The organism is Vibrio sp. D3 (assembly GCF_043995865.1).
Taxonomy (GTDB): Bacteria; Pseudomonadota; Gammaproteobacteria; order Enterobacterales; family Vibrionaceae; genus Vibrio; species Vibrio diabolicus.
The window spans coordinates 354,608-367,133 of record NZ_CP171887.1 but is presented as its reverse complement, the minus strand read 5'-3'; the positions used below and the strand labels follow the sequence as shown (position 1 = coordinate 367,133).

10 protein-coding genes are annotated in these 12,526 nt (G+C 45.0%); 2 read left to right on the top strand and 8 right to left on the bottom strand.

Annotated elements, in window-relative coordinates; translation table 11 throughout:
- Positions 1 to 13 precede the first annotated feature (13 nt).
- The 5 genes from ACHFJ9_RS09790 to ACHFJ9_RS09770 form a co-directional block, all read right to left on the bottom strand.
- Positions 14 to 1,399, bottom strand: a complete 1,386-nt coding sequence (locus ACHFJ9_RS09790) for a heavy metal sensor histidine kinase (RefSeq protein ID WP_258507028.1) — start codon at positions 1,397 to 1,399, stop codon at positions 14 to 16.
- On the bottom strand, positions 1,392 to 2,084 hold the full coding sequence (locus ACHFJ9_RS09785; RefSeq protein ID WP_258615889.1) for a heavy metal response regulator transcription factor: 693 nt from the start codon (positions 2,082 to 2,084) through the stop codon (positions 1,392 to 1,394). The genes ACHFJ9_RS09790 and ACHFJ9_RS09785 overlap by 8 nt, the downstream gene beginning before the upstream one ends.
- Before the next feature lie 102 nt (positions 2,085 to 2,186).
- Positions 2,187 to 2,564 carry a DUF3316 domain-containing protein gene (locus ACHFJ9_RS09780; RefSeq protein ID WP_031815906.1) on the bottom strand — a complete coding sequence of 126 codons (378 nt, stop codon included), beginning with the start codon at positions 2,562 to 2,564 and terminating at the stop codon, positions 2,187 to 2,189.
- A gap of 203 nt (positions 2,565 to 2,767) precedes the next feature.
- Positions 2,768 to 4,600 (bottom strand): glutamine--fructose-6-phosphate transaminase (isomerizing), encoded by a 1,833-nt coding sequence (gene glmS / locus ACHFJ9_RS09775; protein ID WP_005392238.1) that lies wholly within the window; start codon positions 4,598 to 4,600, stop codon positions 2,768 to 2,770.
- Between the two features lie 114 nt (positions 4,601 to 4,714).
- The gene (locus tag ACHFJ9_RS09770) at positions 4,715 to 5,476 is read right to left on the bottom strand and encodes a DeoR/GlpR family DNA-binding transcription regulator (RefSeq protein ID WP_005392240.1); all 762 of its coding nucleotides are present in this window, start codon (positions 5,474 to 5,476) and stop codon (positions 4,715 to 4,717) included.
- A gap of 433 nt (positions 5,477 to 5,909) precedes the next feature.
- Between ACHFJ9_RS09770 and pykF the strand changes: the two genes are divergently transcribed.
- Positions 5,910 to 7,322, top strand: coding sequence for a pyruvate kinase PykF (pykF, locus tag ACHFJ9_RS09765; protein ID WP_005392243.1), 1,413 nt, complete (start codon positions 5,910 to 5,912; stop codon positions 7,320 to 7,322).
- Between the two features lie 199 nt (positions 7,323 to 7,521).
- Complete coding sequence (locus tag ACHFJ9_RS09760) at positions 7,522 to 8,166, top strand: GntR family transcriptional regulator (RefSeq protein WP_395357421.1); 645 nt, start codon at positions 7,522 to 7,524, stop codon at positions 8,164 to 8,166.
- 64 nt (positions 8,167 to 8,230) lie between these two features.
- Here ACHFJ9_RS09760 and ACHFJ9_RS09755 read toward each other — a convergent pair whose 3' ends face one another.
- The 3 genes from ACHFJ9_RS09755 to ACHFJ9_RS09745 form a co-directional block, all read right to left on the bottom strand.
- A complete protein-coding gene (locus ACHFJ9_RS09755) occupies positions 8,231 to 10,111 on the bottom strand; it encodes a GGDEF domain-containing protein (protein WP_395356659.1) in 1,881 nt (626 codons plus the stop codon).
- A 109-nt stretch (positions 10,112 to 10,220) separates the two neighbouring features.
- On the bottom strand, positions 10,221 to 10,715 hold the full coding sequence (ilvN, locus tag ACHFJ9_RS09750; RefSeq protein ID WP_005392253.1) for an acetolactate synthase small subunit: 495 nt from the start codon (positions 10,713 to 10,715) through the stop codon (positions 10,221 to 10,223).
- Position 10,716: 1 nt separating this feature from the next.
- Entirely contained in the window at positions 10,717 to 12,441 is a 1,725-nt protein-coding gene (locus ACHFJ9_RS09745; protein WP_053809447.1) for an acetolactate synthase 3 large subunit, read from the bottom strand.
- Positions 12,442 to 12,526: the final 85 nt, after the last annotated feature.

Here is a 12,526-nt window from a genome sequence, read left to right as displayed (position 1 = left end):
CAAGGTTTGCCTTTTATGCTTCAACTGACTTATCACTTCCATTGACACCTGCCGATGGCAACATCATAACAAACCGCGTCTTGTCTTTATCTGATGTTACTTTTATCTGTCCTTCATACGCTTGCACGATAGATTGGGTAATCGACAAACCTAGCCCTGCACCTACGCTACCTACATGTTGGCGAGATTTATCTGCGCGATAAAACCGGTCGAAAAGGTACGGTAAGTTTTGCTCGGCAATGGTGTCACCTTGGTTGCTGACCGATATCGTAACCTGTTCATCAACCTCTTGAACGTCAATCACAATGGTTGAATCAGCATACGCATGACGAATCGCGTTGGAGAGCAAATTGCCCACTGCACGCTCAAACATGTTTTTGTCCATATAGAGCTGACCGTCGCCTGAGCTCACGATTTGCACATCGGCATCTTCGGCCAATATTTCAAAATACGCGACCAAACGGTCGATTTCCTCCTGCACCGCAAACACTTCGTCATGGCGATGAATGAGCTTGTTTTCGGCCTTGGCAATGTAGAGCAAATCGTTGATGGTTTTCGTGATGCGGTTGAGTTCTTCCAACGTTGAGGCAATCGCATCCTGATACTCTTCAGGCGTTCGACACGCACCTAAAATGACCTGATTTTGCGTGGTAATGTTGGTGAGTGGCGTTTTTAACTCATGTGCTATATCAGAAGAAAACTCGCTCAAGCGGCGAAAACCAGTTTGCAACCTATCGAGCATCGCGTTGTGTTTGTTGGCTAACTCGCGCAGTTCTATTGGCAACGAATCGGGGTCGAGACGAATGCCCATTTGCTCTGGTGATATCTGTTGAATGTGCTGATTCAATCCCACAATCGGCTTCAACCCACGTTTTACCATCCAACCGCTCAACGCGGAAGAAATCACAAACGCCAAACCGAGCGCCCAAAACAAAATCCAGTCGAGCTTATCCAAAAACAAAATATGGTGATTGATACTCATGCCGAGCACCACCTGATACTCCCCAGCTTGAAACGCAAACGCGCGAATATTCAGCGAGTCCTCACTCCATTCGATGGCGCGCTCGTGATTTAAGACCTGAGGTGAGCTAATGCTGTAGGCTCGGTTCTGAGGAATCGTCAGGCTCGAATTCTGATACACGTTCTGCTTGCCTTCAAACACCCACATATAGAGCGTACTGTTATTCGCTTGCTTGAACACATCCTCTGGCGAGCGTTTTAACTCGTTCTCAATGGCATTGAACTTACTGGAAATATAGCTGAAATCTTGCGAATAAAAGTGGCGCTCAATGGCGTACTGTAGGATGAAAGCCAAAGAAAAATAGGTAACAAACGTCATGCTAACAAACATCAGCACGAGCTTGTTTTTCATGGAAAAAGGCAGCGAAAACTTAGACATCACGACTCTCTTCGAGTTTGTAGCCCATCCCTCTGACAGTGTGAATCAGTGGTTTATCGAACGGTTTGTCCACTTTGCTACGCAGACGTTTGACCGCCACATCAATCACATTGGTATCGCTGTCAAAATTCATATCCCACACTAACGACGCAATGGTGGTACGTGAAAGCACTTGGCCAGTTTTGCGCATCAACAACTCAAGCAGGGCATATTCTTTGGCGGTAAGCGATATCGACTGCTCCGCGCGCGTGGCAACGCGTTTGATCATATCAAGTTCTAAATCTGCCACACGTAATGTTTGCGGCGATGCGACCACTTGCGCGGCAATATGATGACGAAATACGTTTTGAACACGCGCCAGTAGCTCCGCAAACGCGTAAGGTTTTACGACATAGTCATTGGCACCCAGCTCAAAACCGCGCACGCGATCTTCCACTTGCTCCTTCGCTGTCAGCATGATCACTGGGGTGTGAATCCCACTACTGCGCAATGTATTAAGCACCTGCCAACCATCGAGTTTAGGCAACATAATGTCGAGGAGGATTAAGTCATATTCTTCACTGGTAGCGTGATAAAGCCCATCGACCCCATCATGCACTAAATCCACCACATACCCAGATTCAATCAAACCTTTTTGCAGATATTCTCCGGCTTTGTGCTCATCTTCGACGATCAATATTTTCAACTTTACTTACCTAGTGTGTTAGCGGGAGGATGAGAACCCAGTATAAAGCTCGAAAAAGAGCATGATGTGAACCACACCATACTCTTCCCCATTGGCAAACCATTATCGATTGTTATCGCGTTCGGCATAATGCACTTTGACATTCACTTTGCCCAAATATTCCAACTGACCATCTTCATTCATGCGTTCTTGCACGGTCACGAAGCCACCATCTTTTAAATGCGTACTGCGAGACTTCACATTAAACGTCAGGATATTGAGCTCTTTATTCAGTTCACGAGCCGTCATGGTTTTAAGTGAATTGAGTTCAGACAGTGCCTGTTGATAAGCCTCATCTGACGTTGCTGTCGGCGTAACTGAGATGGTTTTCATCTCTTCGCGGCTCACGTAGTTACCACCAGTGAAAAGTGGTTGAGCGAATGCAGATGCGCTAGTGATTGCCATTACCGTTACAAAAAGAGCAGTTTTGATTGCGTTCATGTTGTTAACCTTTGAGTGCTTGTTTTCAATGAGGTCATTATTGAACACCGCCTCTGACACCACCCTTTCAACAAAATGACATTTTTGTCATGAAAGCAACCTACTGGCGAAAGCTCTTGATCGCTCCATCACGCTTAGCACAAGACAAAAAAACGGCACATACTCTCGCATGTGCCGCTTGGAATTTTTGCTGTTAAGCGTTATTACTCAACCGTTACCGCTTTCGCTAGGTTACGTGGTTGGTCTACGTCCGTACCTTTGATCAGTGCTACGTAGTAAGACAGCAACTGCATTGGGATGGTGTAGTAGATCGCCGCCGTGATTTCACTAACGTGAGGCATCGTGATGATCTTCATTGTCTCATCGCCTTCGAAGCCTGCGTCTGCATCTGCGAATACGTATAGAAGGCCGCCACGTGCACGTACTTCTTCAACGTTTGATTTTAGCTTTTCAAGTAGGTCGTTACTTGGTGCAACCACAACAACAGGCATGTCAGCATCAATCAGCGCTAGAGGACCATGTTTCAGTTCACCCGCCGCGTAAGCTTCTGCGTGGATGTAAGAGATCTCTTTCAATTTTAGAGACGCTTCCATCGCGATTGGATAGAATTCACCACGACCTAGGAACAGTGTGTGGTGCTTGTCTGCGAAATCTGTCGCTAGTGCTTCAATGTCTTTCTCGAAAGAAAGTGCCGCATTGATTTGCTTAGGAAGTGCGTGTAGCGCTTCAACAATCTCTTTTTCTTTCTCTTTGCTGACGCGGCCTTGCTCTTTACCTAACGCCGTAACCAGCATCAATAGTGCAGAAAGCTGAGTCGTGAACGCTTTGGTTGAAGCGACACCGATTTCAACACCAGCGCGAGTCATGAACGCAAAATCTGATTCACGAACCAAAGAAGAGCCTGCTACGTTACAAATGGTCATCGCCGCCATGTAACCTTTTTCTTTCGCAAGACGAAGTGCTGCTAGCGTATCGGCGGTTTCACCAGACTGAGACAACGTGATCAATAGGCTGTTTGGACGAGTCACAAACTTGCGGTAACGAAATTCAGAGGCGATTTCTACGTCACAGCTCACGCCAGCAATATCTTCAAACCAGTAACGCGCTGTCATACCTGCGTTGTAAGACGTACCACACGCAACGATTTGTACGTGCTCTACTTTACTTAGAATGTCTGCCGCATGCACACCGATCGCATCAGTTACAACGGAGTCTGCCGTGATACGGCCTTCCATTGTGTTGATCAACGCTTTAGGTTGCTCATAGATTTCTTTTTGCATGAAGTGGCGGTATTGGCCTTTATCGCCAGCATCATGTTCTGCGTTAGATTCTACGATTTCACGCTCAACCAGCTCGCCCGTTGCGTCAAAGACAGTAACTTCACGGCGAGTGATTTCTGCCACATCACCTTCTTCTAGGTACATGAAACGGCGCGTTACATTCAGTAGCGCAAGTTGGTCAGAAGCCAGGAAGTTCTCACCCACACCAAAACCAATTACGATCGGGCTGCCTGAACGTGCAACTACGATGCGCGAAGGATCTTTACGATCAAGTGCTACCGTACCGTAGGCACCTTCCAGTTGTTTTGCTGTTTTTTGTACTGCTTCTAGTAGCGTTTCTGAAGTGCGAAGTTCCCACTCAACCATGTGTGCGATAACTTCTGTATCCGTTTGAGATTCAAACACGTAACCACGAGATTGAAGCAATTCACGAAGCTCTTCGTGGTTTTCGATAATACCGTTATGTACAACAGCAATATCGCCAGACATATGTGGATGTGCATTAACTTCAGATGGTTCACCGTGCGTCGCCCAACGAGTGTGCGCAATACCCGTTCCGCCGATCACTTTTGCTTCTTCTACTGCATCAGCCAGTTCTTGCACTTTACCCAAGCGACGAACGCGCGTTAGGTTTGACTCGCCATCAACAACAGCAACGCCAGCCGAGTCGTAACCGCGGTACTCTAAGCGGCGTAGACCTTCAACCAAAATTTCTGCAACATCTCGTTGTGCTACTGCACCTACGATTCCACACATGTGTTTATCTCCGTTTGTAGTTTTGTTCTTCCCTAGCCATGTTTCAGATAGAGGCAGCAAGCAAAGGCCTGTATTCAGAGGGAAGTGAAATATGAAACTGATTACATTATTAGGTTAGGCGCAAATAACTTTCACGCCATGTTGTTCAATCTGTATTTTGTGTTCTTGCTGAATATCAGCATCCGTCACTAGCACATCAATTTGATGCCAAGCGAGCTCTAAATTCGGGATCTTACGACCGATTTTTTCCGATTCGATCATGACGATCACTTCGCGCGACACTTCCGCCATCACCTTACTCAAACCAACCAATTCATTAAATGTTGTGGTACCGCGTTCTAAATCGATGCCATCCGCACCGATAAATAGCTGGTCAAAGTCGTAAGCTCGTAACACAGATTCGGCTACTTTGCCTTGAAAAGATTCTGAGTGCGTATCCCAAGTCCCGCCAGTCATCAGCAGTGTTGGTTCGCTCTCTAATTCATTAAGGGCGTTAGCAACATGCAACGAGTTGGTCATGACAACTAAGCCACGTTTGTCATTCAACTGTTGAATCAACGCAGCCGTCGTACTGCCACTGTCGATCACGATGCGATTATGGTCTCGAATCAGTGATGCCGCTGCTTTTGCCAAGTTTAGCTTTCGAGTCGAAACATTAGCGCTCAATTCTTCGTGAATGACTTCTGTTGGGATAGCAATCGCACCGCCGTAGCGGCGTAGAAGTTGGCCATTTTTCTCTAAAGAAGCTAAATCCTTTCTAATCGTGACCTCTGAGGTTTCGAATTTCTGAGCGAGTTCGTCAACGCTGACTTCTCCTAGCTCAGAAACCAAGTTAGAAATGGCGTGTCTTCTTAGTTGAGTGTTTCGTTTCGACATTTACGTTTTGAATTTAAGTTTCGATGTGAAATTTATTATAGTCAAACCGAAACTTTCAAGTCCATTTATTTCGATCCAAAAAATTAATATTTCTCGATAAAACCTTGTCCTAAGACAATTCTTAAACAGTGATATTGGATTCATTCAGTGGTAGAATTCGCCACCGAAAAGAAAAAAAATTACAGAATTGAAGGCTATTTTTTTGCAACTTTCTGCATATAAAGTGGGATTAGTCACAAAAAGGTAACCAAAATCGCCGATCTTTTAGTCATAAAATGACTAAACTTGGTGAAAGACTTTCAGAATCTGAAGTACTGATAATGAGGCGAAAAATCGGTGGGTGACAGGCACTAAATGTCATCAATAACGCCCTAACTTCAGAGTAAACAACCGACTTTCAAATTGTAACTATACTTACCGGAGAGTATCTTCCATGAAAAAGACCAAAATCGTATGTACGATTGGCCCTAAAACTGAATCTGTAGAGAAGCTAACTGAGCTAGTGAACGCAGGCATGAACGTAATGCGTCTTAACTTCTCTCACGGTGACTACGAAGAACACGGCACTCGTATCGCGAACTTCCGTAAAGTAATGGAAGCTACTGGCAAACCACTAGCAATTCTTCTAGATACTAAAGGTCCAGAAATCCGCACTATTAAGCTAGAAGGCGGTAACGACGTTGATCTAGTAGCTGGTCAAGAATTCACTTTCACAACTGACACTTCAGTTGTAGGTAACAAAGATAAAGTTGCAGTAACTTACGCTGGTTTCGCAGCAGACCTAAACGTAGGTAACACTATCCTAGTCGACGACGGTCTAATCGAGATGGAAGTTATCTCTAAGACTGAAACAGAAGTTAAATGTAAAGTACTTAACAATGGTGCACTAGGCGAGAACAAAGGTGTTAACCTTCCTGGCGTTTCTGTAAACCTACCTGCTCTATCTGAAAAAGATAAGAACGACCTTAAATTCGGTTGTGAGCAAGGCGTTGACTTCGTAGCTGCTTCTTTCATCCGTAAAGCTTCTGACGTTCAAGAAATCCGTGAAGTTCTAGCGGCAAACGGCGGCGAGAACATCCACATCATCTCTAAGATCGAAAACCAAGAAGGCGTTGATAACTTCGACGAGATCCTAGAGCTTTCTGACGGCATCATGGTTGCTCGTGGTGACCTAGGTGTTGAAATCCCAGCTGAAGAAGTAATCTTCGCTCAGAAAATGATGATCGAGAAGTGTAACCGTGCACGTAAGATGGTTATCACTGCAACTCAAATGCTTGATTCTATGATCAACAACCCACGTCCTACTCGTGCGGAAGCAGGCGACGTTGCTAACGCGGTAATGGACGGTACTGACGCAGTAATGCTTTCTGGTGAAACTGCTAAAGGTAAGTACCCAGTTGAAGCGGTAACTATCATGGCTCAAATCGCGAACCGTACTGATTCAGCTCTAAAAGCTGAGCTAGGTTCTCGTCTAGACAGCCCACGTCTACGTATCACTGAAGCAGTATGTAAAGGCGCGGTAGACACAGCTGAAAAACTAGCTGCTCCACTTATCGTTGTTGCAACTGAAGGTGGTAAATCTGCACGTTCAGTACGTAAGTACTTCCCAACTGCAAACATCCTAGCACTAACAACAAACAAGAAAACAGCAGCACAACTTGTTCTAACTAAAGGTGTGACGCCAGTTGTTGTTGATTCTATCGAAAGCACCGACGCATTCTACGTAGCAGGTAAAGAGCTTGCTCTAGAATCTGGTCTAGGTAACAAAGGCGACATCGTAGTGATGGTTTCTGGTGCTCTAGTCGCTTCAGGCACTACGAACACAGCTTCTGTACACGTACTATAAGACTGAACTTTTCATACTTCAGTTGATTGATAAAGAGGGCTTATGCCCTCTTTTTTTATATGGCTTTCTTGCTCTAATAATAGCCTAACTGTATCATTCACCATGCGCAGAATTTCGTACTGTTTAATTTTGTCGTCACGATTAAAATTTCTATGAGGTGTATGTGTCCAGTCCCACTCTTACCGACAAAGTATCAAAAATGATCCGTCAGGATATTCTCGATGGCGTGCTTAAACCGGGTCAAAAACTCGTGGTTGCGGAACTCAAAGAGAAGTACAACGTAGGAGCGTCACCCATTCGCGAAGCTTTGGTGCAGTTATCGTGGAGCAAATACGTCAAACTCGAGCCGCAAAAAGGCTGCTGGGTTGCACCTGTATGTAAAGATGAGTTGAATGACTTGTACGAAAGCCTACAAATGGTCTCTGCATGCCTACTAAATAAAGCAATTGTGATTGGCGATGAAAATTGGGAACTGGACGTCCTAACCGCTTATCACAAGTTATCCCGCTCTAAATCTGGCGAAAGCTTTTGCTGGAAGGAATGGGAAGAACGCCATAATCAGTTTCTTACTGCGCTGTTTGAAGGCGCTGGCTCTGCCAATATGTTCGGTTTTTTCCGTGATCTACTCGCACAAATTAAGCGTTACCAATATTTTGCTATGCAAATGTTAGGTACTGGAAACCCAGGGCACTGTAATATCGATGAGCAAGAAATGCTGATGAAGACGTCGTTAGATAAAAAGAGCCAGGATGCTTTAGGTTATCTAGAGCGTTATTTGAAACAGTCAATGCAGTGTATCGAAGCGGCCATCGACAACCAATATCGCATACTGGCTAGCGAATAACGCAGAGGCTAAAATAAGCATAAAAATCGGGGTCTATCCCCGATTTTTTGTTTTTGAAAAAGAGCTAAGCAATATCATCGAAACTATGGCATAGCGATACGCAGTTACGCCCTGCACTTTTGGATTCATACAAGGCAATATCAGCACATTTATAAGTGCGCGTGCGATCAGAAGTTAAATCACTATATCCGGCGCTAACAGTAATCGCTCTATCACTGCGCAGTTGAACCGCCACACGTAACCGGTTCAATACAACTTCTGCTTCTTCGAGTGTGGTATGCGGCATGATCACCGCAAACTCCTCACCACCGACGCGAGAAACAAAGTCAGTACTGCGTACCTCTTTAAGAAGAGTCTCAGCGACACTGCAAATCACTTTGTCCCCTTCATCGTGCCCAAGTTCATCGTTAATGCGCTTAAAGTGGTCAATATCAAACAACGCCAAACATGCAGGGGGACTGTCAGGATAACGCTCAATAATCCCGGCATATTGCGCTAATTGCTCTTCAAATTTTCGGCGGTTCCACAAGCCCGTCAAACCATCTTTTTCACTGAGGTTGCGTAGCTTTTCTTCCAGCTCTTTTTGCTCGGAAATATCCACCAGCGACGTGATGTAATAGCTTACTTTACCTGACTTGGTTAAGTTTGCCTGAATGCGCATAATGGCGGTAAATACGTGATTAAACTTGGTTCGACAACGAACCTCACCTTCCCAAATGTGCTCGTTTGCAAGCTTATTCCAAATATTGAGGGTCGACTCGAGATCTTCCGGTAAGAAAATTAGATTATGCGCATTCCAGCCTTGAGTATGCTTGGTTGAATAGCCCATCATGTTTTCAAATTCTTGGTTCACCATAATGATTCGGTGTGACGCATCTGAGATCATCACCGCAGTCATGCCATCAAGTGCAGCCCGAGCTAACTTCGACTCCATACTATGACGTCGATAGTGCAGGGCCAGCGCAGTCGTTGGTAAAGTAAAACCAAACACCAAACTTAATACAAAAAACGCTTCTTGGATTAAGTCATCAATATCTCGCTGAGATCGAGATAGTAATTGCTCATTCGTGAGATCAATCACCAGATGAAGAGGTTCACGAGAAACAAATTGGATCGTGCTATACGCAATCAAATTCGAGCCGTTGTACTCATAGCCCGAAACTTCTGAGATCATCGTGCGCCAAATGTTGGGGTACATCCGGCCAAAATTAAATTGAGAACGAGCTGGGATAATATTGCCGTACAAGCGTGATGACTTAGGACTCGCGATATAAAAGCCATCACTTTTAATTAACTCAATATGAAAATCCCGCACCGGTGAGTAGTTGAGTCGAGAAGATAAATACTCAATATCAACATTAAGAACAAGATACCCTTCGCGTTTCCCATTGAGAGAAATCGGCATCAGAATACGCAATGAAGGGCTATAAGGGTAAACAAGCTCACCATTTTCCCGCTCCAGTTCAATCCCCCACGACGCAATTTCATCATTACCTAAACCTTGCGCGTAATGAAAATAATCCCGCTCTGACTTGTCATGTAATTTGAGGGCGGGTGCAGCGATACCCGTTTTGAAATCGTAATTAATCCGTGCTTTTTCCTGACCGGTAATATCAAGAAAACGAATTTGTTTATATAGCTTTTGGTTGATCGCAACCGAGATCCACATATCTTCTAAGATAGAAAGGTTGACTCGGTTCGGCTGACGTAGATAGTCGTAAAGACTTTGGCTGTGACCGAGAAGATCGCTTATCGTCTCAATTTGATCCTGAATATTGTTGTATTCGCGACCAGTATAAGCCAGTTGGTGTAATGCTTCTTGAGCGGTATTCTCAACGTTACTCTCTAGTAACGTCAGATATTTCTGATAATAGTAAACTGCAGTGAGCGCACTAAAAAATAGTGCTGTCGCCAACAATGTGCCGACTCGCTTGGGTATTTTCACGCGTCTACTGCCTATAATGCTTACTAAAACGACAATTATATCATTAATTGTTATTTTCTAAACAAAAAGCCACTTAGATTAAGTGGCTTTTATATATGCGACTATATGTCTAAGGTTTGAGAGCGCGCTCACCTCGGGCAATACCCACTACCCCGCTACGAGCAACTTCGACGACTTCAGTTACTTCAGATATCGCTTGAATGAAGGCATCCAACTTTTCACTCGTGCCCGCAAGTTGAACCGTGTATTGAGCAGCAGTGACATCCACGATCTGGCCACGGAAGATGTCTGCCGTCCGTTTCACTTCTGCTCGCGCAAAACCGCTGGCTTTCACTTTCACCATCATCAGTTCACGTTCGATGTGCTCATACTCGGTGACTTCTTGTACTTTCAGCACATCGATCAATTTGTGTAACTGCTTCTGAATTTGCTCCAACTGCATCTCATCAGACGTCGTGGTAATGTTCATTCGCGAAAGCGTTTCATCATCTGTCGGTGATACCGTCAAAGATTCAATGTTGTAACCACGTTGAGAGAACAAACCAACAACACGAGACAACGCACCCGGTTGGTTTTCCAATAGCAGTGAAATAATGTGTCTCATATTAAGTTCTCTCCGTTTTGCTTAGCCACATTTTATCCATACCCTCACCTTTGATTTGCATCGGGTATACGTGTTCGGTTTCGTCTACGTTGATGTCCACAAACACCAGACGATCTTTCATATCCAACGCTTTTTGTAGCCCTTCTTCGAGCTGATCAGGCGTTTCGATACGAATACCGACGTGACCATAAGCCTCTGCAATCGCTGCAAAATCAGGAACAGAACTCATGTAAGAATTTGAGTGACGACCTTGATAAATAATGTCTTGCCACTGTTTTACCATGCCTAAGAATCGGTTGTTTAGGTTGATGATCTTCACTGGAATGTCGTATTGCATGGCTGTCGAAAGCTCTTGGATATTCATTTGAATACTGCCATCACCCGTAACAACTACGACTTCTTCTTGTGGCATGGCAAACTTAACACCCATACCAGCCGGAAGGCCAAATCCCATAGTGCCCAATCCACCCGAGTTGATCCAACGGCGTGGTTTGTTAAATGGGTAGTAAAGTGCTGCAAACATCTGGTGCTGACCCACATCAGAAGCAACATACGCATCACCATTGGTCAGCTTGTGCAAGGTTTCAATCACTTGCTGTGGTTTAATTCGCTCTGGTGACTTCTCATAAGCCAAACAATTTCGGTCACGCCACACCTGAATGTCATCCCACCATGCGGTGATGGCATCTTGATCATTCCCACCTTCTTGCTCTGCCAGCAGGCCAAGCATGGTTGTAAGCACTTTTTCCGCAGAGCCTACGATAGGTAAATCCACCTTCACGTTTTTCGAGATCGATGATGGATCGATATCAATATGCATGACTTTTGCGTTTGGGCAGTATTTTTCAAGGTTGTTCGTCGTGCGATCATCAAAACGCACACCGATACCAAAAATAAGATCCGCTTCATGCATCGCCATATTGGCTTCGTAAGTACCGTGCATACCCAGCATGCCCAGTGAGTTTTTATGTGTTCCAGGGAATGCGCCTAGTCCCATCAACGTACTGACTACTGGAAGGTTCAGCTTGTCGGAGAGCTCTAAAATATGTTCATGAGCGCCAGAAATCACAGCACCACCACCGATATAAAGCACTGGTTTTTTCGCTTCTAACAGCGATTTAAGCGCTTTTTTAATCTGGCCTTTATGACCCGACGTCGTCGGCTTGTAAGAACGCATTGAAAGCGTTTCTGGGTATTGGTAAGGCAGTTTGATTTGCGGATTCATTACATCTTTCGGCAAGTCAATCACTACTGGACCAGGTCGACCTGTGGTCGCGATATAAAACGCTTTCTTGATCGTTTCAGGAATATCTTCCGCTTTTTTCACTAAAAAGCTGTGTTTGACCACTGGGCGAGAGACACCAACGATGTCACATTCTTGGAAAGCATCATTACCAATTAGGCTATTAGGTACGTTACCCGAAATAACGATCATTGGGATGGAGTCCATATAAGCCGTGGCAATACCAGTAATGGTATTGGTCGCGCCCGGACCTGAACATACCAGTACGACACCCGGTTTACCGGTAGCGCGAGCGTAACCATCTGCCATATGAGTGGCGGCTTGCTCATGCCTTACAAGTACGTGTTTGATTTGATCGGTTTTGGCATGCAGTGCATCGTAGATATCCAAAACAGAGCCACCTGGGTAGCCAAAAATCTGCTCTACGTGCTCTTCTATCAGAGATTGAACCACCATCTCTGCGCCTGACAACATTGCTGTCATAATTGCTCTCCTTAGCCAGTTTCCTCACCGTAAGGTCAACGGATTGGTCTGGTTTTACATAGTCTAGGTCTTATTCGTAGCCTAA